Origin of the sequence: Fibrella rubiginis (genome assembly GCF_017353185.1) — a bacterium.
GTDB classification, from domain to species: Bacteria; Bacteroidota; Bacteroidia; order Cytophagales; family Spirosomataceae; genus Fibrella; species Fibrella rubiginis.
Genome location: NZ_JAFMYV010000008.1, coordinates 99,678 through 120,099, shown reverse-complemented (window position 1 = coordinate 120,099; position 20,422 = coordinate 99,678). Strand labels below are relative to the sequence as shown.

Sequence of the window (20,422 nt, the reverse complement as noted above, 5' to 3'; positions counted from 1 at the left end):
ATAGCATTGTATACGGTTTGGTGTGTGCTGGTATTTGCGCTGCTGCTGTTACCACTACTGCCCGTTATTCTGCTGGGTAGCTGGCTCTATGCACGAAAGATACAGTTTGGCTTGTACCTCGCTCATGGCGCGGTTCGGCTTTGGGGTATACTGGCGTTTATATTGATGGCCATGCCAATTCGGGCCGAATGGCGATTTCGGCCCGAAAAAGATAAAGCTTACGTGTACTGCGCTAACCACTTTTCGTATTTCGATATTGCCGTGCTGGGCACCATTGTGCCGGGACTATACGCGTTTATTGGTAAAATAGGGGTGCGAAAACTGCCTCTTTTTGGCTACATGTATGCCAAACTCCACGTCATGGTCGACCGGTCGAGTCCGCAGAGCCGGGCCTATTCGCTAGCTAAGTGTATGCGCACCCTGGGCGAAGGACGAAGTATCATTATTTTCCCCGAAGGGGGCATAAAAGCGCAACATCCGCCTCAGATGGTGTATCCTTTTAAAGATGGTGCTTTCACCATGGCTATTCAGAAACAGGTGCCCATTGTGCCCATTACGCTCGTCAACAACTACCGAATTCTGCCCGATGGAAAGCCATTCAGCGTGCATTGGCAACCCGTAGAAGTGGTTTTTCACGAACCTATCCCCACCGTTGGCCTTACGCAGGCAGATGCTGACCGGCTTCGCGAACAGGCCTATCAGGTGATTGATAAAGAATTAAAAAAGACAGTTAACAAGTTAGAGTTTAAGGTATAAAGCGTAAAGTCGTTCTGTGTGGGTGAGTCCGGGCGCGAAGCAACTTTAGACGGCGTCGCTTAAATGTTGGCCATTAGACCTTGAACGTAAGCAAACTACTCTCATGAAAGTCGATACCGAAACACTATACAAGATCGCGCATCTGGCCCGGCTGAAGGTGCCACCTGAGGAAGAAGGGCAACTACTGAACAGCCTCAATAGTGTACTCGACTGGATGGAACAGCTCAACGAAGTAGACACTACGGGCATTGAACCTCTCACGCACATGTCGGCCCTCGATGAAGTTGATATTCTTCGCGACGACGTGGTAAAAAACCAACTTCCTCGCACTCAGGCGCTAGTTAATGCGCCCGTCCACGATGAGCAGTTTATCAAAGTGACGAAGGTGCTTTAACCGAAATTTTTTCGCCTTGGCTTGATTTTAGGGGTTCGGGAATGTTATCTTTGCACTCGCAATTGCAAAATAGCTCGATAGTATAAGGGTAGTACGACAGATTTTGGTTCTGTTTGTCTAGGTTCGAATCCTGGTCGAGCTACTACAAAAAGCCGATTCCTCACCGAGTCGGCTTTTTTCGTTTCAATCCTATGAACTACCTCTCAGCCGAGAATCTCTCGAAATCATACGGCGACCGAACGCTGTTTCGGAACATTAACTTTGGCCTTAACCGCGGCGACAAAATAGCCATTGTGGGGGCTAACGGGTCGGGTAAAACCAGCCTGCTGGAGATTCTGGCCGGGGCTGCTCCACCCGACGACGGCCTGGTAAGCGTGCGAAAAGATATTACCGTAGGTTACCTCAATCAGCAACCCGACCTCAACGAAGCCCTCACGATTTTGGAAGAAGTGCTGGCCGGCGAAAGTGCTCAACTCGACGCCGTGCGTGCCTATGAAAAGGCGCTCACCAGCGACGACCACGATGCCCTGGAAAAGGCTATGAACCAGATGGAAAAGCTGGAGGCGTGGGACTACGAGGCCCAAATTCGGCAGATTCTGGGTGAACTGGGTATTCAGGACGTGGAGCAGCGCGTAAGCACGCTATCAGGTGGGCAACGCAAGCGGGTGGCCCTGGCGCGGGTGCTGATTCAAAACCCCGACCTTCTGATTCTCGATGAGCCCACCAACCACCTGGATCTGGAGGCTATTGAATACCTCGAAAGTTTTCTGAACACCAACAACGGTACGCTGCTGATGGTATCGCACGACCGGTATTTCCTGGACCGCGTCTGCAACCAGATAGTGGAAATGGACGGCGGGCAGCTTTACAGCTACAAAGGTAACTACGCTTATTTCCTGGAAAAGAAAGCCGAGCGCCTTGCCGCCGATGCTTCAGAGTTTGAGAAGAACAAAAACACTTACCGCCGTGAACTGGACTGGATGCGGCGGCAACCCAAAGCGCGGGGCACCAAAGCTAAATACCGCGAAGATGCGTTTGAGGACCTGGAAGGCAAGGTGAAAGGCCGCCGCACCGACGGTGAACTGGACCTGAACCTGCGTGTGTCGCGGTTGGGCAGCAAGATTCTGGAGGTGGAAAACCTCAGCAAACGCTTTGGTGATAAAGTATTGCTCGACCATTTCACTTATACCTTCAAGCGGCTGGACCGCGTGGGGCTGATTGGTAAGAATGGTATGGGTAAGACTACGCTGCTGAATATGCTCACCGGCGAAACCCGCCCCGATTCGGGTAAGATCAGCGCAGGTGGCACGGTGCAGTTTGGCTATTACACCCAAACTGAGCTGAACATGGCCGATAATCAGCGGGTGATCGACGTGGTGCAGGAGGTAGCTGAGGTGATGAAACTCGCTGATGGACAAACCATTACGGCCAGTCAACTCTTGCATCATTTTCTGTTCGACCGGCAGAAGCAGTACGACTTTGTGGCGAAGCTGAGCGGTGGCGAAAAACGGCGATTGCAACTGCTGCTGGTGCTGGTGCAAAACCCCAACTTCCTGATCCTCGACGAACCGACCAATGACCTGGACATTACGACGCTGAACGTGCTGGAAGAGTTTTTGCTCAATTTCCCCGGCTGCGTTATCATCGTCACCCACGACCGCTACTTCATGGACCGGCTCGTAGACCACGTATTTGTGCTGGAGGGACAAGGCAAGGTTCGCGATTACCCCGGCAACTACACCGACTACCGCGAGTGGCGCGATGCCCAGCCGAAAAAGAACGCGAACGTGAAAGAAGCGGCTTCGGCAAGCCACAAACTGGCTCCAGTCAATTTGTCGGCCTCCGCACCAGCCGTTTCGACTGAAAAGAAAAAGCTAAGTTTTAAGGAACAACGTGAATATGAAACGCTGGAAACCGAAATTGAGGCTCTCGAAAGCCGCAAAACAACCTTGACTGAGCAACTCAATGCTGGTGGGCACCACGAAGAGTTAACAGCCTGGGCACTTGAAATAGAACAGCTTGACACCCAAATTGCCCAAAAAACCGACCGTTGGCTCGCGCTGGCGGAAATTAATGAGTGAATGAGCGATTGAGTGAATTAGTGAATAGGTTGGAGCGCTTCGCGCACAGTAAAGCACCTATGCGAAGCGCTCCAACCTATTCACTAATTCACTCAATCGCTCATTCACTCATTATACGCTCACTCAAAAATGGACGCCATCCTTGACTTTTTCCGTTACATACTAAACTCCGAGGAGATTATCCGCACGGGGGGACTGGTGGTGATCACATTGATCGTGTTCATCGAAAATGGAGTCATTTTTGGGTTTTTCCTCCCCGGCGACTACCTGCTGTTTCTGGCAGGCGTCTTTGCTGGTACTAAGGTACTGGTGGTATCGCTGACGGTGTTACTGAGTTGTATTTTCGGGGCGGCCGTGTTGGGCGCTTTGTTAGGCTATGGTACAGGCTATTTTTTTGGAGTAAAGCTTCAAAACAGACCCGATTCGCTGTTTTTCAAGCAGAAGTACATCGAAAATACCCGAAAAACATTCGAAAAATATGGCAGTCAGGCATTAATAATAGCGCGTTTCCTGCCCGTAGTGCGCACGTTCGCGCCTTTGCTGGCGGGTATTATTCACATGAATCTGGCCCGGTTTATGGCCTACAACCTCATCGGTGGAGCACTCTGGACAGCGGTGCTGGTAGGTGGCGGCTATTATTTCGGCGTTCAATTTCCCTGGATCATTAACTACGTACATTGGATTATTCTGTTCTTCCTCGGCATTACCACGTTTACGGTTGTTCGGGGCTATTTAAACGCCAGAAAAGAGGTTGATTCATAGCGTAATGGGGAGATTAAACTAAAACGTTGGCTCGTTGATGAACAAATCATCGTTTGTTATAGTCATTATACTTGGAATCAGGTACGTTGGATAACGATGAACAGACCGATAGATAACTCGTATGAAGATTTGCTTTTCTGTTCCGAACAACCTCCCTTTATTTGTCCAATCATAAACGCAAAAACGAGACTGTCCACAATGAAAAAATTCTTCGCAGTAATTGCTTTGTTCAGCCTAACCCTGCTGACCACGTCGAGCTTCGCTCAAATGTCAATCGACAAGGGTACAAAATTTGTCAACCTTGGTATTGGCCTTGGCGGCGGATATTATTACAGCGCAGGCATAGGCTTTAATGCTGCTGCTGACTTTGGCGTCACCAAGAATATTACCGTAGGTGGTGCCGTTGGTTATAGAAGTTTCGGCGACGGCTTCGGTGGTTATGATCTCGGTGCCCGCGGTTCTTATCACTTCAATGAGTTGCTGAATACTCCCGAAAACCTTGATCTGTACGCTGGTCTGGGCCTGACTTACTTTGCCTACACAGGCGCAGCTAGTTCTTTTTACAATCCGTCATTCATTGCGGTACCCATTCACTTAGGTGGCCGCTATATGTTTGCTGAGAAAACAGGCGTTTTTGCTGAGTTGGGTTCGTCGATCTCTGTTCTCAAACTCGGTGTTACCTTCAAATTAGGTCAGTAGTCTCTACTGATTGCAAGCATAAAAGAAGCCCCGGCCAAATTGGCCGGGGCTTCTTTTATGTGGCCCTGTGCGGTTGGAAATGAACGCTGGCCCTTACTTGCTGGCAATCTCTTTCAGCGTGCCAATCCCCATGTTCCAGAGAATGAATGAGTACATGTCGGCGGTGAGTTCGATGTTCTTTTTGGTGTTACTGGCACCGTGGCCCGAGTTTGTATCGATACGGATCAGGACGGGATTCTTACCCTTGTAAACCTCCTGCAGGGTGGCGGCGTACTTGAATGAGTGGGCCGGTACTACGCGGTCGTCGTGGTCGGCGGTCGTAATAAGGGTGGCGGGGTAGTTTAGGCCCGGCTTCAGGTTGTGCAGCGGTGAGTAAGCGCGAAGAAACGGAAACTCATCGGCATTGTCGGCGCTACCGTAATCGGCAATCCAATTCCAGCCAATGGTGAATTTGTGGAAACGGAGCATATCCATCACCCCTACCTGCGGAATAGCCACCCGAAACAAGTCGGGGCGTTGGTTCATGACCGCGCCCACAAGCAGACCCCCGTTTGACCCTCCCCGGATAGCGAGCCTGGCCGAACTGGTATACTTCTGCTGAATCAGGTATTCGGCGGCAGCGATAAAATCATCGAATACGTTCTGCTTTTTGGCTTTCATGCCCTGCTCGTGCCATTTTTCGCCGTATTCCGAACCGCCCCGCAGGTTAGCCTGAGCATAGACGCCCCCCTGCTCCAGAAACGGAATCAGCAGTGAACTGAATGCAGGTGGCAGGCTGACATTAAACCCGCCGTAGCCGTAGAGAATGGTCGGGTTGGTGGCGTCGAGTTTCAGCCCTTTCCTGTAGGTAATGAACATGGGCACTTTCGTGCCGTCTTTGCTGCTGTAGAACACCTGCTTCGTTTCGTAATCGGTGGGTTTAAAATCGACTTCCGGCTGACGAAACACACTGCTTTTTTTCGAGGCAATATCATAGCGGTAGATCGTGGGCGGGAATGTGAAGGATGTGTAGGTGTAGAACACAAACTTATCGTCGCGCTCGCCTCCAAACCCGCTGGCCGAGCCTATACCGGGAAGGGTAATCTCGTTTTCCAGCTTGCCGTTTAGGTCATGCACGTATACCCGCGAGGTGACGTCTTTGGCGTATTCAACAAATAGTTTGCCGCCCGCCGTACTGCTGCTGGTGAGGGGTTCGGGTTTTTCGGGCAGGATTACCGTCCACTTTTTTGTAGCCGGGCTGTAGCGCACCACCTTGTTGTTGGGGGCGTTATCGTTGGTTTCAATCAAAAAATCGGCCCCTACGTTGTCAATAACGCCATATTGCGAGTTAGTAATCTCAGCTACAATCGGCTGGAACGTTGCGTTGGGTTTACCCGCCTCCATGAAATACAGGGCGTTACCGTCTTTGCCTTTACCCCGGTCACTAACGTTTAGAAAAGCAAAGCGTTCATCGTCGGAGGTGCTGACTGTGTGGAAACGTTGCGGATTTTTGGGGTCCTCAAACACCAGCCGGTCGGCCGATTGCGGGCTGTTCAACTTATGAAAAAAGACCTGGTGGTTTTCGTTTTTGGCCGCCAGCGCTGACCCTTCGGGTTTAGGGTAGCAGCTGTAGTAGAACCCATCACCCTGCCAGGCTGTACCCGATACTTTTACCCATTCCAGGGTTTCGGGCAGGTAACTTTTGTCGGCCAGCTTCATGATCCGGTAATCGTACCAGTCCGAACCGCCTTTGGAGGTGCCCACCACGGCATAGTCGCCATTTTTCGAGAGGGCAAACGCCGTCATGCGGGTGGTGCCGTCGGTCGAGAGTTTATTGGGGTCGATAACCAGTTCGGGTGTGCCGTCGAGGCCTTTCTGCCGGTACAGCACTGACTGGTTCTGGAGACCGTCGTTTTTGGAGAAATAGAACCAGTCACCTTTGCGCGACGGGGCCGAATATTTGGGGTAATTGAACACCTTTTCGATCCGGTCCTGTAGCTGCTTGCGGTACGGAATCTGGGCCAGGTAGTCGAACGTAACTTTGTTTTCAGCCTTCACCCACTCGGCGGTTTCGGCCGACCGGTCATCTTCGAGCCAGCGGTAGGGGTCGGCGATCTGGGTGCCGTGGTATGTATCAACGTGGTCTGACTTGCGGGTTGTAGGGTACGTAAGGGGCGATCCGGTTTGGGCCGTGGCGGCGGTGGTGGCAAGCATAAGCGAAAAGCCAATGAGCGTTTGTTTGTTCATGTGTTGACCAGAGAAGAGTAAGCGATGCCTTAAAGTTCGGGTTTATAGCTGGTTGGTGGTGCACGTATGCGGGGCCTGCGGTCGGTTTTTGGTAGCTTTGCGCTCCGTTTTACCTACCTGCATGAGAGGATTTGTACTGGCTGGGGCTTTGTGCCTGCTTTACCTGACTGCCCGGTCTCAATCGGCCACCGACACTACTGCTTATCCACGTAAGGAATGGTTTCCCAAAAACCATTTGTTCGCGCCCATTCTGCTCGATCCTATTGAAGCGCAGGTATATGGCAGTGCGTTGCCCTTTTTCAACACCACCGGCGAACGAAAGGTGGGCTTTACCGAAACCGATACCCGCGATAAAGACCTTAACCAGGGCACCATTGTGCCGTTTGCGTTTGGCTTTCACAAACCCTTCTACCGCGTCACCACGGCACCGGGCCAAGCGCATGAATGGGGGCTTGATGTGGGGTCGTTTACGCAGTTTCAGGTGTTCAACGACACCTCGCGGTTGGCCAAAAAACCCGGGCAACTGGTCTACAAGATTATTAACAACGACTATAAACTCAGTTTTTGGTATAACCTGCACAAAGGTCGCAACAGCTACCGGGCCCGAATTTATCACGTCTCCTCGCACCTGGGCGATGACTATATTGTTCGTTACCAGCTTAATTACTACACGCCCAATGCGGTTAATTACGAATTACTCGATTTCACGATGAGTCACGATTTGCCTATTGGCCTGCGGGTATATGGCGGAGCGGGTATCTGCCTGCGTGGGCAGACCGAGCGCCAGCGTTTTAACCTGGAAGTTGGGGCTTATTACCGTCAACAGGGTAATAAAAAACAGCGGCTGGTGGGTGGAATCGACATTAAGTCGTGGCAACAGACCAATTTCAAACCCGGTATCCACGCGGGCGTCGGCTACGAATTGGGCCGTTCGAGCCAGAACCTGACGGCCTTACTGGACCTATATTATGGCTATCGGCCTTATGGCCAATATGAATACCAAACCGTTGCTTGGGCTGGTATTGGCTTGTATTTCAATCCATTTTAAAAGCCCCAACCCCCGAAGGGGGCTTACGTCTATGTCTCTCTCCGCAATCTCCCCAATAGATGGGCGCTATGCCCGGCAAGTAACTGATCTGGCTCCCTTTTTCTCCGAAATGGGTCTGATTCGATACCGGGTTCGTATTGAAGTCGAATACTTCATTGCGCTCTGCAAACTGCCATTGCCTCAGCTATCGGGCGTCGACGCAACTGTGTTTCCCCAACTGCGGGCATTGTACGAGCAGTTTACCGAAGCCGATGCCGAGCAGGTAAAGACCATTGAAGCCACCACCAACCACGACGTGAAAGCGGTGGAATATTTCATCAAAGAAAAGCTCAAGGGCCTCTCGGTGGAGCCATTCTTGGAGTTTATCCACTTTGGGCTAACCTCGCAGGATGTCAACAACACGGCCATCCCCTTACTATTGCAGGAAGCGTTGACGCAGCAAATTGAACCGGCCTACCGGCAGGTGTACATGCGCCTTCAGGAACTGGCTACGCAATGGGCCGACGTGCCGATGCTGGCCCGGACTCATGGTCAACCTGCCTCGCCCACGCGGTTGGGTAAAGAACTGATGGTGTTTGTGGAACGGCTGGAAAAGCAGCTATCCATGCTCAGCAGCATTCCGATGGCAGCGAAGTTTGGTGGCGCAACGGGTAATTTCAATGCGCACCATGTGGCTTATCCTACCGTCGACTGGGTATCATTCGGCAACGATTTCGTGGCGGATCTGGGTCTGGAACGGAGCCAGTTTACCACCCAGATTGAGCACTACGACATGCTGGCGGCCCTGTTTGATACTTACAAACGCCTCAACACCATCCTGATTGACCTTGACCGCGACATCTGGACGTACGTGTCGACGAATTACTTTAAACAAAAAATTAAGGCCGGCGAGGTCGGGTCGAGTGCCATGCCGCACAAGGTGAATCCCATCGATTTTGAAAATTCGGAGGGTAATCTGGGCATCGCCAACGCCATTTTTGAACATTTGTCGGCCAAACTTCCCATCTCACGCCTGCAACGCGACCTCACCGATTCAACGGTATTGCGGAACATCGGTGTGCCGTTTGCCCACTCGGTCATCGCGCTGAAATCGACGTTGAAGGGGCTGAATAAGCTGGAGTTAAATCAGGCCGCACTTAATGCCGATCTGGAAGCCAACTGGGCGGTGGTGGCAGAAGGCATCCAAACCGTACTCCGCCGCGAAGGATACCCGCAACCCTACGAGGCCCTGAAAGCCCTGACTCGCAAAAACGAAGCCATCACGGCCCAAACGATCAGCGAATTCATTGACGGTCTGAACGTTAGCGACGCCATAAAAGATGAGCTTCGGGCTATTACGCCGTTCACGTACACGGGGGTGTAAGAGGGTTCAACGTCCAACGTTTAAGGTCCAATGTTGCTTCGCACATAGCTTGATGCGAAGCAACATTGGACCTTAAACGTTGGACGTTGAACCCTCTTATCCCTTCGATAGCTCCGTAGCTCTTACCTGAGCGGCGTGGATGCCGGCCTGAAGTGTTTCCCCCAATGTACCTGCCTCGAACGTGCGCAGGGCGGCTTCGGTGGTGCCGCCTTTGCTGGCTACGGCTTTGATGAGGTCGTCCAGCGATTTGTCGGCGTTGTTGATGAGGTGGTAGGAGCCAAGCATGGTCTGTTTCACCAGCAATGAGGCCGTGCCTTCGTCAAAACCCATCTGCTTACCCGCCTCCACCATAGCCTTTACGACGTAGTAAAAGTAGGCCGGGCCGCTGCCGCTGAGAGCCGTAACGGCATCGAGCATGGCTTCGTTTTCGAGGAAAATAGACCGCCCGGTGGCATTGATGAGGTTTTCGACCCGGCGTAGGCTGGCAGCATCCACCTCTGGCGAGGCCGTGAAGCCTGTAATGCCCATACCTAACATGGCGGGGGTGTTGGGCATGGCCCGGATCACCATGCGGTGAGCCAGTCGTTCCTGGATCAGACTGATGGGTATGCCCGCCATAATCGACAAGATCACCTGCCGGGGCTGGATAACCGCCCGGAGTTCATCTTGTGCTGAAGCAAAATCCTGTGGTTTCACCGACAGAATAATCAGATCAGCATCGCCGGTGCGGGGGCCAATGGTGTCGACAACTACGCCCGCTTTTTCGGCGCGAAGCGTTTCGGTGCGTTCCACGCTTTTTTCGATCAGCAGCAGATCATCTTTTTTTACAAGATCATACTGCAAAAAGGACTTGGCAAACGCCATGCCCATGTTACCACAACCAAGTATTGCTATTTTCATAAGTTAAGGAGGAAGGTGTATGGAAAGCTGATTGACGAAATAGCAGTTACTTAAAAAGTATGATCAGCACGGCGCCCGTTACCATAATTACCGCCCCGGTCAGCTTACGTATCAGACCCGTTTCGTTGAAAAAGCGGTAGCCAAACAGAACGCTCAACAGAGCAGAGGTTTGAAAAAGCGCCAGGGCATAGCCCACCTGCATACGACTAAAGGCAATGTTTGTCGATACCTGCATGAGGCCAATACAGACAAACAGCGCCAGGTAGGTCGGCCATTTACGTGCCAGTATCGTTGCCTGCGCCGGGCTTGTTCGCCATTGGGTGGTGACGAACCAGACTAATGACATAACGAAGCCCAGCCAGCACCAAAAGAAAAAGGCGGTGCCCGGCGATGACAGTTGGATGGCCCGTTTGAGAAACACGCCGTCAATGCCTGAGCACAGTAAGGCCATGAGCCTCAAACGAACTTCAGGCTGATTAACGATGGCCCATGACCAGGTGCTTCCGCCGCCCTTGCTGAGTACTATGTAGCTACCCGCCACGATAAGCCCTACGCCGGTAAGCCCCAGCCAACTGGGTAGTTCGCCGAGCACTACTATGCCTGCCAACAGGCTTACCACAGCCTTGTACGCATTTATCGGACCCAGCACAGACAGGTCGCCGAGGTGCGTAGCCTTAACCAGAAACACGTTGCCCAGCACTCCTAACACACTGCAAACCAGCATGTTTTGCCAGAAGACTGCCGAAAGATCTGTTAACGCAAAGTGATTAAGAACGGTCAGGCAAGCCAGGGTAAGAAAACCGTAGGTGGCGCAGGTGACGAATAGAGGAACTGCCGAACGGTGGGTAAGCTGCTTTTGAAACACGTTAGCGAGCGGATTGGCAATAATCCGCACGCCAACGGCCACAAAAGGGAGCGAAAACAGCGCAGACAGCATGGGCCTACTGCTTCAGCACTTCCGTCAATTTAGCCTCCAGGGCATCGCCACGCAGGTTTTTAGCCACAATCTTCCCGTTGGGGTCGAGCAGGAACGTGGCCGGAATGGCACTGACGCCGTACTTCTGCGCCGCCTCCGACTGCCAGCCTTTCAGATCCGACACGTGCGTCCAGGTGAGGCCATCGTTGCGGATGGCCCGTACCCAGGCTTCACGTTTGCCGGGATTGTCGAGCGAGACACTGTAGATAGCGAAACCCTTTTCTTTAAACTTGTCATACATGCGCACCACGTTGGGGTTTTCATTGCGGCAGGGACCACACCAGCTTGCCCAGAAATCGAGGAGGACATATTTACCGCGCAACGACGACAGCGGTACCGCCGTACCATTGGTATCCGTAAGGGCGATTTCGGGGGCATCAGCACCAACGGCTACGCCCCGGATACGGCTGATCGTACCAATAAATGACTTAGTGTGGGGGCTGTTGGGATTCTCCTTTTCAAACCGGCGGGCCAGCGTATCGAGCGTGGGGAAATCCGTTTCCACGTTCAGGAAGTTAGTGGCGTAGAGCGCAGCCAGCGACGTGCCCAGTTCGGGCAACATGGCTTTGACCTTCTGGGTATTGGCCTTGGCCATATTGTCGAACATCTGCTCAACGTTGCTCATGGCTTTGGCGTCGTTCTTGGCCTGCGCCTCCTGATAGGACTTCATCAGCACTTTACCCTGCGCTTCAAGATCGCTTTGCATCTGAAACAGCTGCCGAAACTGGTCATTCACCTTCGCGCCGCTCATGGTGATTTTAGGTTTTGGACGGTCCGCTGCTGCGGCAGAGGCATTTTTGTCTTTTCCCCGAACGCCCGGCTCGGCCATCACGGTAATCTGCTCACCACCTTCCAGCAACACCGGCGATTTTACGCTGCCCATGTTGATGATGTAAATGTTGCCGCCTTCGGGCACGGCCATCTTCAGCGAAAACTTCCTGTCGGCAGTCACCACTGTCGAGTCGAGCTTGAGGGCGGGGTTGGTGTTGGTTTCCAGATAGACTTTGCTACCGGGAGCCAGGTTAGTGAGCTGACCTACCACCGTCGACGGCTTTGTGGCCTGAGCCATGGCCTCAGAGGCCAGTAAACTAACGGCGCCAGCAAGAGCGCCAATGAGTAATTGCTTCATAGTTTCGTTTAACAGGCTATTGGATGCCAGCCATTGGACACTGGAAACAGCAGACGGATTAATGGCTGTTTCAACATGAAATATTAATCAACTCAACGCATTCATAATCAACTGGTTGACCAGCTTAGGGTCTGCTGAACCTTTCGATTTTTTCATCACTTCGCCCACGAACAGGCCAAGCAGATTCTTTTTCCCTTTCCGATACTGTTCTACCTTATCGGGCCAGGCAGCAAGTACCCCATCAATTAACGATTGCAAATCGTTGGTATTACGGTTCTGTAACAAACCCTGTGCCGTTGCCAGTTCGGCGGGTGATCGTTCGGGTTGTTCTACCATCAACCCAAATACCGTCTGGGCGGCGGTTTGGCTGATCGTGCCCTCGTCAATAAGCCGAATGAGGGCCGCCAGGGCCGTTGCCGACACCGGAAACTGCCGGTCGCGCAGGTTTTTCTCCGATAATTGTGCCTTCACCGGACCCATCAGCCAGTTGGAGGCCGCCTTATAATGGGGTGTTTCGGCACAAACAGCTTCGTAGAATTCCACCAGTTCACGGGCCTCTGTCAGCAGGGCAGCATCATAATCGGGCAAGCCGTACTGGGTGGTTAGCTTGTGGTACAAATCGCGGGGAAGGGCGGGCATCCCGGCCTGAATGTTGGCCAGCCAGGCATCTGAAATGACTACAGGCATGAGGTCAGGATCAGGAAAGTACCGGTAGTCATTCATGGTTTCTTTCTCGCGCATGCCCGCCGTTTGACCCAAATCGGCATCGAACAAGCGGGTTTCCTGAATAATGCGTCCACCGGTTTCGGTTAGCATCACCTGCCGCCGAAACTCCGCATCCACGGCCCGCATTACGTTACGAATCGAATTCAGGTTCTTCACTTCCACCTTCGTCCCCAGTTCCGTAACTCCTTTCGGCCGGATAGATACGTTCACATCACAACGCAACGAACCTTCCTCCAGGTTGCCGTCGCAGATGCCGAGGTAGCGAACCAGCCGCCGTACTTCGGTCAAGAACTGCCCCGCTTCATCGGCTGAGCGCAGGCAGGGTTCCGTTACCATCTCAATCAGAGGCGTACCGGCGCGGTTGTAGTCGAGGCAGGTGGCGTTGGGGTCGATGTCGTGGATGGATTTGCCCGCATCTTCTTCCAGATGGATATGGTGCAGCTGAATGGCCGTGTCGCGGAGGGTGCCGTCGAAACCTTTAGCCCGTACCGGAATCTGCCCACCCACACAAATGGGGCCTTTATCCTGCGAAAGCTGATAGCCTTTGGGCAGATCGGGGTAGAAATAATTTTTCCGGGCAAAAATGTTCCGCCGCGTAATGGCCGACCCACAGGCAAGGCCCATCCGCACGGCATATTCCACAGCCACGCGGTTGGCTTTGGGCAACGCGCCGGGGTGCGCCAGCGTGATCACGCTCACCTGCGTGTTAGGCTCGGCGCCAAACGCGTTGGCGTCGGCAGCAAACATTTTGCTGTTGGTCAACAACTGACAATGCACTTCCAGCCCAATAACGGCTTCGTAAGTGGTTGACAATGGGGGCGTTAAAACGGTCGATTCAGCTTGCATTGGGGCAAAGATAGGGAGGAGGTTTAGCATCGGCATAACCCCCCGCCCTAAAGGGGGCCTGTTGGCGCGTTAGTAGCTCCGCTGTAGGTGTGCTGACGCGCCAGCAGGCCCCCTTTAGGGCGGGGGGTTACGCCGATGCTGAAACTTGAAACCCGCTCATCACGTTCCCTCACCTGTAACCCGTCATTCAACCTGCTGCATGGAGTGTCAGTACGTGCCCCTCTCGGCCACCGGCCAGTTTTCGTCTCTTTTTCTCGATTATATTGGTTCAGCAGATACCGGACCGGTAGGCCGGAGCCGGTCCGACGGTGCGGGCGGGGCTGAACCCAATCCACAGCTTCGTTCCTTTTATACAGATTACCCCACGATTGAGGCGTTTGCCGCGCAGATAGAGAAAAAGGGCTTTTCTGATGAAAACAGAGCTATTCTGGTCGATGCACTGGAACGCCAGTACGCCCACCTCGCCACCGAAACGGACGTGCCCCTGCCCAACCTGGCGCAGCTCCGCAACAGCAGGACGTTTACTGTCACTACGGGCCACCAACTGAATCTATGCACCGGTCCGCTGTACGTTGTCTATAAGCTCATTACGATCATTAATCTAGCCCGGAAGCTAGCCGAAAAATACCCCGATTATACGTTTGTGCCAGTTTACTGGATGGCTTCAGAAGACCATGATTTTGCTGAAATCAACCATTTTCGGCTGTTTGGTAAGACCCACACCTGGCATACGGAGCAACGTGGTGCCGTAGGCCGTATGGACCCCCGCGAACTGGCTTCGCTGTTTGATGAAATTCCTGAGAAACTGGCTCTTTTCGAGAAAGCCTATCTGAATCACAGCACGTTAGCCGACGCCGTTCGCTACTACATGCACAGCCTGTTTGGGGCCGAGGGCCTTGTCTGTATCGATGCCGATGATCCCGCCCTGAAGCAGGTATTTGCCCCCATTATGCGGGACGAACTGCAACAGCAGCGGACGAGTGGCCTGGTGAACACGACCACCGAAAAGCTGACTGCGCTGGGCTACAAAACACCGATTTCGTCGCGCGATATCAACCTGTTCTACCTTACCGGTTCTGGAGCCGACGGCCTCCGGGAACGCATTGTCCGGAATGACGCCGGTGTGTATGAAGTGAATGGTACGAAGCTGCGTTTTTCGGAAGCCGAGATCTTAACCGAACTAGCTGCTCACCCCGAACGGTTCAGCCCGAACGTGGTGATGCGGCCTCTGTATCAGGAAGTTATTCTACCGAATCTGGCATACATCGGCGGGCCGTCGGAGGTGCCGTACTGGTTGCAATTGAAGGGCGAGTTTGATCATTATGGCATTGCCTTTCCGCTACTGATGCCACGCAATTTTGCCTTGTACGTCCCCCGCGTTACGGCGCAACGCATAGCCAAACTGGGCCTCGACACGATTGATATGTTTCAGGACGTGGTGACGCTCAAGCGTGACTATGTGGAGCACCATACCGAACATAGCCTGACTTTCGACGAAGAAAACAAAAGCGTTACCCGTGCGCTGGAAACAATTTTGGTGAAAGCCCAGCTCGTTGACCCCACACTGGAAAAGGCCGTTCTGGCCGAAACAAAGCGGTTTGCCAATGCTGTGGCGCGGTTGGAAAAAAAGATGCGCCGGGCCGAAGAGCGCAACCAGGAAGTAGGCGTTCGGCAGCTGCTGGCCGTAAAAGAAGAGATGTTCCCCGGCGGCACCCCACAGGAGCGCACCGACAATTTTCTGACGTTCTACCTCAACGACCGGCAATTTCTCCAGAAACTCCTCCACAACTTCGACCCGTTTAATTACCAGATGCAGGTTTGTCTGGAAGGGTAACGTAAGGTTCAGATGACAAAAGCTCAACTTCGTGCGGAATACAAACAAAAGCGGGCTTTACTGACTTTTGAAGCCGTTTCTGCAATGAGCCAGCAACTAGCCGACCGGTTTTTTGCGGACGAGGAAATTCAGCACGTTCTGGTCAGACCCGCTGCTGTGTTGCACACGTTCCTGCCCATTGTCCGTCAGCATGAAGTAGACACCTGGCCCATTATCCGGCGAATATGGGCCGAGTTTACCCACGTTCGGGTAGTGGCTTCGATCACGGATACAGCCACTCGTACGCTGCCTGCATTCGACCTGTTTCCCGACACAGTGTTGGTCGACAATCGCTGGGGTATACCCGAGCCGCCGTCGATAGATCAGCCAGTACCGCCGGGTAAATTTGATCTGGTACTGGTGCCGCTACTGGCTTTCGACCAACAAGGGCATCGTGTGGGTTATGGGGGAGGCTATTACGACCGGCTACTGGCCCAATGCCGCCCTGATTGTCTCAAAATCGGGTTATCTCTGTTTGACCCCGTGCCGCAAATCGAAGCAATTGAGCTAACAGACATTGCTTTGCGCGCCTGCATTTGCCCTGAACATACTTACTGGATGTAGGCTTTCCGGGTAAACATGACGGAATAGTAATGGACACATTGCTTCATGTTGTCTTGTTACGTTGATTTGCGTAACCATTCACAAAAAATCAGATTACATGAAAAGAGTTTACCTGTCTATTATTGTTTGCTTACTTGCCACGGCTGCTCAGGCTCAGATTCTCTTCGGGGTGCAAAGCAGTTTCCAGTCGTCCAACGTCTCTATCAGCAGCGGAGCCATTGGTGGTATTGATCCCAGCTCGTTTTTAACATCATCGTGGGGATACCGGATCGGCGCTATGGCCGATATACCCGTTACTGACCGACTGTCTGTGCGGCCCCAATTGCTTTATTCGACCAAAGGTTATAAGGTTGATTTCAGTTCGTTGCTGGGTGGTTTCGGCGGCGGACTTGGTGGTGGGCTGTTGGGCGAAGTCGCAGCCATCCGGCTGACCACAAACTACCTTGAATTACCCGTGCAGGCCATGTATGGGTTTGATGCCGGTTCGGGACGAGTGGTGGTAGGGGCTGGCCCTTACGTGGCCTATGCACTAAGTGGGTCGGTCGACGGCGTATCGACACCATTTGAGGCTGGTACGCCTCGCCTCGATGCTGGTGCAGCTTTGTCATTGGGCTACGAGACGTCAGCGGGCATGAGTATTTCGGCTTTCTACTCCCACGGTTTCGCCAACACCATCTCGTCAAATCCTAACACGAACGCCCCGGCAGACCCTAACAACCCTGGATTTACGCCTACGGGCACCGTTATGAACCGTTCGTTTGGCCTCACGCTGGGCTACTTTTTTGGTACAGGCAACTAAGCGCATTTTTGCCTCTGTTTCCTACATACCCTGGCCAATCAGCCGGGGTATGTTGTTTTATGCCTCAACGGGTTGGCTTATGGCCTGTTCTGACGTTGCTTTGTAGACGCATTAACCAGCAAGAACTGATGAACAGGCTATTTATAATGGGCACAGTATGGTTGCTGTGCATAACCAGCACCAGCGGTCAGGTCCGATTTGGGGTGCAGGGTGGCGTGCAGGCCGCTACTGTCTATTCGAGTGTCGATCTGTCGTCGCTGACTACGCTGGGGAAGGTAACCATTCCGATTGGTGAGCGTACGGGCTTTCGAGGTGGTATCATGGCTGATATTCCCCTCTCAGCAAACTGGTCAGTGCGACCACAATTGCTTTATTCAACCAAAGGGGGCAACGCCAATGTGGTTCAGTTTGCTACTGACTTGATCACAAAACTTGGTCTCAGCGGCAGCATTGATCCAAAACAATTAGGGAATAGCCTTAACTCCGCCGTTGTGATCAACTACCTCGAACTACCCGTTCAGATCACGTATGGGCTACCCGCTGGACCGGGGAAAGTGCTGATTGGTGCAGGTCCGTATATCGCGGGCGCCACGGGCGGTACCATCAATGACAAACCGATCACTTTTGACACGGGTAATTTCAACAAGTGGGACTTTGGCGCCATCGGATCGGTAGGCTACGAACTTAACATGGGATTCTCAGTATCAGCGTATTATTCCTACGGGCTATTGAACTACTCGAAACGCTCGTCGCTGAATCTGGCTTCGCTAAACCCGAACAATGTATCAACTCTTGACCCTTCGTCGTTCGGGGGAACATTGTATAACCGGGCCTATGGCGTCAGTATTGGCTATTTGTTGCCTTCACGTCGGTAAATGGGCAAGAAAGCCGTACTTTTGCGGTCAATTTTTCAATAAAACAAACAGATTTCTATGAAAATCGCAGTCGTTGGGGCCACGGGCTTAGTCGGTGGCGAGATGCTGAAAGTGCTGGCCGAGCGGAATTTCCCGGTCACCGAACTCATTGCCGTCGCCTCTGAGCGGTCGGTGGGTAAACAGGTGATGTTTAAGGGTAAACCAGTTACGGTGGTAGGTTTCGACGAAGCTATCGCCCGCAAACCCGCGATTGCCATCTTCTCAGCGGGGGGGAGTACCTCGCTCGAATTGGCCCCCCGTTTTGCCGAAGCCGGGATCACCGTCATCGACAACTCGTCGGCGTGGCGCATGGATCCAACCAAAAAACTGGTGGTGCCCGAAGTAAACGCCGACACGCTTACCGCCGCCGACAAGATCATTGCCAACCCCAACTGCTCAACCATTCAGATGGTGGTGGTATTGAAGCCATTGCACGAGAAGTACGGCATTAAGCGGGTGGTGGTTTCCACGTATCAATCCGTAACCGGAACGGGTAAAGCCGCTGTTGATCAACTGTTTGCCGAACGAAACGGCGACGATTCAGTAGCCAAAGTATACCCGCACCCCATTGACCTGAACGTGCTGCCCCACATCGACGTATTTCTCGACAACGGCTACACGAAAGAGGAAATGAAGATGGTGAAAGAAACGACCAAGATCATGGGCGACGACTCAATCCGCGTTACAGCCACTACGGTGCGTATCCCAACCATTGGCGGTCATTCCGAAGCCGTTAACATCGAATTTGAGCGTGATTTTGATGTGCAGGAAGTGAAAGACTTACTGGCAAAAGCTGAGGGCGTCATTGTGCAGGACGACCCCGCTAATAAAGTTTACCCCATGCCTCTGACGGCCCACGGTAAAGACGAGGTATTCGTGGGTCGTATACGCCGCGATGAAAGTCAGCCTAATACGCTGAATCTCTGGATTGTGGCCGATAACCTTCGTAAAGGAGCCGCCACTAATGCCGTTCAGATTGCTGAATACCTGGTGAAGCATGAACTGGTTGCTGAGGAAGCAGAAGTAGCGTAGACTCAACCTATAAGGTCCGAAAGGAGACCTGATAGGTTGAGTCGGTGCAGTTTGCTCTAGCTCAACCTATCAGGTCTCCCTTCGGACCTTATAGGTTTATTTTAATTCAGTCGCTCAAAAATGCCGGCCACGCCCTGACCGCCACCTACGCAGGCCGACACCATGCCGTACTTCTCGTCGCGGCGTCGCATTTCGTTCAGCAGTTGCACCGTGAGGCGACCGCCCGTTGAGCCAAGAGCATGACCTAGGGCAATGGCCCCGCCATTGTGATTGATTTTGGATGGATCCAGACCCAGTTCCTGAATAACGGCCAATGACTGCGCGGCAAAGGCTTCGTTCAACTCGATCTGGTCAATATCGTCCTGTTTCAAACCCGCTTTTTGCAACGCAATGGGAATAGCCGCAACAGGGCCAATGCCCATAATGCGCGGCTCGACCCCCGCCGAAGCGTAGGACATCATTCGGGCGATTGGCTTTAGGTTCAACTCATTCACCAGCCGTTCCGACATGACAATCACAAAAGCCGCTCCATCGGATGTTTGCGAGGAGTTACCCGCCGTCACTGAGCCACCGGCCGCGAAGACAGGCTTCAGCTTAGCAAGACCTTCAGCGCTCGTGTCTTTCCGGGGGCCTTCATCCTGCGAAACGGTCCATTCGCGGGTCTTCTTCTTGCCGCTCTCCGCATCAAAATAAGTCTCCTTAACGTTGATGGGCACTATTTCGTCGGTGAACTTACCCTCAGCCTGTGCTGCCAACGCCCGCCGGTGCGACTCCAGTGCGAAGGCATCCTGCGCGTCGCGGCTAATCTTGAACTGCTCGGCCACCTGCTCGGCGGTGAGGCCCATGCCAATGTAATAGTCCGGGTGCGCCTTAGCAATGTCGTAATTGAGGGCCGTTTTCCAACCCATCACCGGCACCATCGACATAGACTCGGTGCCACCTGCAATGATGCAGTCGGCCATGCCCGCGTGAATTTTAGCTGAGGCAATGGCAATGGCTTCAAGGCCCGAACCACAGTATCGGTTGATGGTCATGCCCGGCACACTATTGGGCAATGAGAGCAACGCAATGTAACGCGAAATCTGCATGCCCTGCTCGGCTTCAGGCACGGCGTTGCCCACGATAAGGTCTTCTACACGCGCTGGATCGAGGTTGGGCACCTGCGCCAGAAGGTGTTTGATAACCTCGGCGGCCAGGTCGTCGGGGCGGGTAAGGCGGAGACCACCGCGAGGGGCTTTACCAACGGGGCTGCGAAAGCCCGCTACAATATAGGCGTCCATAAAGGAAGTTTAGAGTTCAATGTTTACCATTCTTCAGTAGCCTGATAAACTTCT

General features: G+C 53.0%; 18 protein-coding genes and 1 tRNA gene. 13 read left to right on the top strand and 6 right to left on the bottom strand.

Going from position 1 to position 20,422, the window contains the following annotated elements; genetic code table 11:
• Positions 1 to 24: 24 nt before the first annotated feature.
• The 6 genes from J2I47_RS16185 (at position 25) to J2I47_RS16160 (ending at position 4,692) form a co-directional block, all read left to right on the top strand.
• Positions 25 to 756, top strand: a complete 732-nt coding sequence (locus J2I47_RS16185) for a lysophospholipid acyltransferase family protein (protein ID WP_310587679.1) — start codon at positions 25 to 27, stop codon at positions 754 to 756.
• A gap of 103 nt (positions 757 to 859) precedes the next feature.
• On the top strand, positions 860 to 1,150 hold the full coding sequence (gene gatC, locus J2I47_RS16180) for an Asp-tRNA(Asn)/Glu-tRNA(Gln) amidotransferase subunit GatC (protein WP_207365627.1): 291 nt from the start codon (positions 860 to 862) through the stop codon (positions 1,148 to 1,150).
• 71 nt (positions 1,151 to 1,221) lie between these two features.
• Positions 1,222 to 1,292 (top strand) — tRNA-Gln (locus tag J2I47_RS16175).
• A 49-nt stretch (positions 1,293 to 1,341) separates the two neighbouring features.
• The gene (locus J2I47_RS16170) at positions 1,342 to 3,231 is read left to right on the top strand and encodes an ABC-F family ATP-binding cassette domain-containing protein (RefSeq protein ID WP_207365626.1); all 1,890 of its coding nucleotides are present in this window, start codon (positions 1,342 to 1,344) and stop codon (positions 3,229 to 3,231) included.
• Between the two features lie 129 nt (positions 3,232 to 3,360).
• A complete protein-coding gene (locus tag J2I47_RS16165) occupies positions 3,361 to 3,993 on the top strand; it encodes a DedA family protein (RefSeq protein ID WP_207365625.1) in 633 nt (210 codons plus the stop codon).
• A 198-nt stretch (positions 3,994 to 4,191) separates the two neighbouring features.
• The gene (locus J2I47_RS16160; RefSeq protein WP_207365624.1) at positions 4,192 to 4,692 is read left to right on the top strand and encodes a hypothetical protein; all 501 of its coding nucleotides are present in this window, start codon (positions 4,192 to 4,194) and stop codon (positions 4,690 to 4,692) included.
• A 93-nt stretch (positions 4,693 to 4,785) separates the two neighbouring features.
• On the opposite strand, the gene J2I47_RS16155 is transcribed toward J2I47_RS16160, so the two are convergent.
• Positions 4,786 to 6,918, bottom strand: coding sequence for a prolyl oligopeptidase family serine peptidase (locus J2I47_RS16155; protein WP_229374689.1), 2,133 nt, complete (start codon positions 6,916 to 6,918; stop codon positions 4,786 to 4,788).
• A gap of 121 nt (positions 6,919 to 7,039) precedes the next feature.
• On the opposite strand from J2I47_RS16155, the gene J2I47_RS16150 reads away from it, so the two are divergent.
• Together J2I47_RS16150 and purB are read left to right on the top strand one after the other, a co-directional pair.
• Positions 7,040 to 7,966, top strand: a complete 927-nt coding sequence (locus J2I47_RS16150) for a DUF1207 domain-containing protein (RefSeq protein ID WP_207365623.1) — start codon at positions 7,040 to 7,042, stop codon at positions 7,964 to 7,966.
• 31 nt (positions 7,967 to 7,997) lie between these two features.
• A complete protein-coding gene (gene purB / locus J2I47_RS16145; protein ID WP_207365622.1) occupies positions 7,998 to 9,329 on the top strand; it encodes an adenylosuccinate lyase in 1,332 nt (443 codons plus the stop codon).
• 96 nt (positions 9,330 to 9,425) lie between these two features.
• On the opposite strand, the gene proC is transcribed toward purB, so the two are convergent.
• From proC to gatB, 4 genes are all read right to left on the bottom strand, one after another.
• Positions 9,426 to 10,229 (bottom strand): pyrroline-5-carboxylate reductase, encoded by an 804-nt coding sequence (proC, locus tag J2I47_RS16140; protein WP_207365621.1) that lies wholly within the window; start codon positions 10,227 to 10,229, stop codon positions 9,426 to 9,428.
• Between the two features lie 46 nt (positions 10,230 to 10,275).
• Entirely contained in the window at positions 10,276 to 11,166 is an 891-nt protein-coding gene (locus J2I47_RS16135) for a DMT family transporter (protein ID WP_207365620.1), read from the bottom strand.
• 4 nt (positions 11,167 to 11,170) lie between these two features.
• Positions 11,171 to 12,334 carry a TlpA disulfide reductase family protein gene (locus J2I47_RS16130; protein ID WP_207365619.1) on the bottom strand — a complete coding sequence of 388 codons (1,164 nt, stop codon included), beginning with the start codon at positions 12,332 to 12,334 and terminating at the stop codon, positions 11,171 to 11,173.
• Positions 12,335 to 12,421: 87 nt separating this feature from the next.
• Complete coding sequence (gene gatB, locus J2I47_RS16125) at positions 12,422 to 13,906, bottom strand: Asp-tRNA(Asn)/Glu-tRNA(Gln) amidotransferase subunit GatB (protein WP_207365618.1); 1,485 nt, start codon at positions 13,904 to 13,906, stop codon at positions 12,422 to 12,424.
• Between the two features lie 199 nt (positions 13,907 to 14,105).
• Here gatB and bshC point away from each other — a divergent pair, with 199 nt between their 5' ends.
• The 5 genes from bshC (at position 14,106) to J2I47_RS16100 (ending at position 19,088) form a co-directional block, all read left to right on the top strand.
• Positions 14,106 to 15,740, top strand: coding sequence for a bacillithiol biosynthesis cysteine-adding enzyme BshC (gene bshC / locus J2I47_RS16120; RefSeq protein ID WP_207365617.1), 1,635 nt, complete (start codon positions 14,106 to 14,108; stop codon positions 15,738 to 15,740).
• A gap of 12 nt (positions 15,741 to 15,752) precedes the next feature.
• On the top strand, positions 15,753 to 16,343 hold the full coding sequence (locus tag J2I47_RS16115; protein ID WP_207365616.1) for a 5-formyltetrahydrofolate cyclo-ligase: 591 nt from the start codon (positions 15,753 to 15,755) through the stop codon (positions 16,341 to 16,343).
• A gap of 97 nt (positions 16,344 to 16,440) precedes the next feature.
• The gene (locus J2I47_RS16110) at positions 16,441 to 17,142 is read left to right on the top strand and encodes a porin family protein (RefSeq protein ID WP_207365615.1); all 702 of its coding nucleotides are present in this window, start codon (positions 16,441 to 16,443) and stop codon (positions 17,140 to 17,142) included.
• Between the two features lie 128 nt (positions 17,143 to 17,270).
• Positions 17,271 to 18,017 carry a porin family protein gene (locus J2I47_RS16105; protein ID WP_207365614.1) on the top strand — a complete coding sequence of 249 codons (747 nt, stop codon included), beginning with the start codon at positions 17,271 to 17,273 and terminating at the stop codon, positions 18,015 to 18,017.
• A gap of 57 nt (positions 18,018 to 18,074) precedes the next feature.
• Entirely contained in the window at positions 18,075 to 19,088 is a 1,014-nt protein-coding gene (locus tag J2I47_RS16100; protein WP_207365613.1) for an aspartate-semialdehyde dehydrogenase, read from the top strand.
• A 101-nt stretch (positions 19,089 to 19,189) separates the two neighbouring features.
• Here the strand turns inward: J2I47_RS16100 and J2I47_RS16095 are convergent, their stop codons facing one another.
• Positions 19,190 to 20,368: an acetyl-CoA C-acyltransferase gene (locus J2I47_RS16095; protein ID WP_207365612.1), complete on the bottom strand. Its 1,179-nt coding sequence runs from the start codon at positions 20,366 to 20,368 to the stop codon at positions 19,190 to 19,192.
• Positions 20,369 to 20,422: the final 54 nt, after the last annotated feature.

What these genes read in the sequence shown, in the direction of transcription:
- J2I47_RS16095 (WP_207365612.1), bottom strand. Translation starts at nt 20,368, where the DNA reads ATGGACGCCTATATTGTAGCGGGCTTTCGCAGCCCCGTTGGTAAAGCC.
- J2I47_RS16115 (WP_207365616.1), top strand. Translation starts at nt 15,753, where the DNA reads ATGACAAAAGCTCAACTTCGTGCGGAATACAAACAAAAGCGGGCTTTA.
- J2I47_RS16155 (WP_229374689.1), bottom strand. Translation starts at nt 6,918, where the DNA reads ATGAACAAACAAACGCTCATTGGCTTTTCGCTTATGCTTGCCACCACC.
- proC (WP_207365621.1), bottom strand. Translation starts at nt 10,229, where the DNA reads ATGAAAATAGCAATACTTGGTTGTGGTAACATGGGCATGGCGTTTGCC.
- J2I47_RS16160 (WP_207365624.1), top strand. Translation starts at nt 4,192, where the DNA reads ATGAAAAAATTCTTCGCAGTAATTGCTTTGTTCAGCCTAACCCTGCTG.
- J2I47_RS16100 (WP_207365613.1), top strand. Translation starts at nt 18,075, where the DNA reads ATGAAAATCGCAGTCGTTGGGGCCACGGGCTTAGTCGGTGGCGAGATG.
- J2I47_RS16130 (WP_207365619.1), bottom strand. Translation starts at nt 12,334, where the DNA reads ATGAAGCAATTACTCATTGGCGCTCTTGCTGGCGCCGTTAGTTTACTG.
- purB (WP_207365622.1), top strand. Translation starts at nt 7,998, where the DNA reads ATGTCTCTCTCCGCAATCTCCCCAATAGATGGGCGCTATGCCCGGCAA.
- gatC (WP_207365627.1), top strand. Translation starts at nt 860, where the DNA reads ATGAAAGTCGATACCGAAACACTATACAAGATCGCGCATCTGGCCCGG.
- J2I47_RS16150 (WP_207365623.1), top strand. Translation starts at nt 7,040, where the DNA reads ATGAGAGGATTTGTACTGGCTGGGGCTTTGTGCCTGCTTTACCTGACT.
- J2I47_RS16110 (WP_207365615.1), top strand. Translation starts at nt 16,441, where the DNA reads ATGAAAAGAGTTTACCTGTCTATTATTGTTTGCTTACTTGCCACGGCT.
- bshC (WP_207365617.1), top strand. Translation starts at nt 14,106, where the DNA reads ATGGAGTGTCAGTACGTGCCCCTCTCGGCCACCGGCCAGTTTTCGTCT.
- J2I47_RS16105 (WP_207365614.1), top strand. Translation starts at nt 17,271, where the DNA reads ATGAACAGGCTATTTATAATGGGCACAGTATGGTTGCTGTGCATAACC.
- J2I47_RS16135 (WP_207365620.1), bottom strand. Translation starts at nt 11,166, where the DNA reads ATGCTGTCTGCGCTGTTTTCGCTCCCTTTTGTGGCCGTTGGCGTGCGG.
- gatB (WP_207365618.1), bottom strand. Translation starts at nt 13,906, where the DNA reads ATGCAAGCTGAATCGACCGTTTTAACGCCCCCATTGTCAACCACTTAC.
- J2I47_RS16170 (WP_207365626.1), top strand. Translation starts at nt 1,342, where the DNA reads ATGAACTACCTCTCAGCCGAGAATCTCTCGAAATCATACGGCGACCGA.
- J2I47_RS16165 (WP_207365625.1), top strand. Translation starts at nt 3,361, where the DNA reads ATGGACGCCATCCTTGACTTTTTCCGTTACATACTAAACTCCGAGGAG.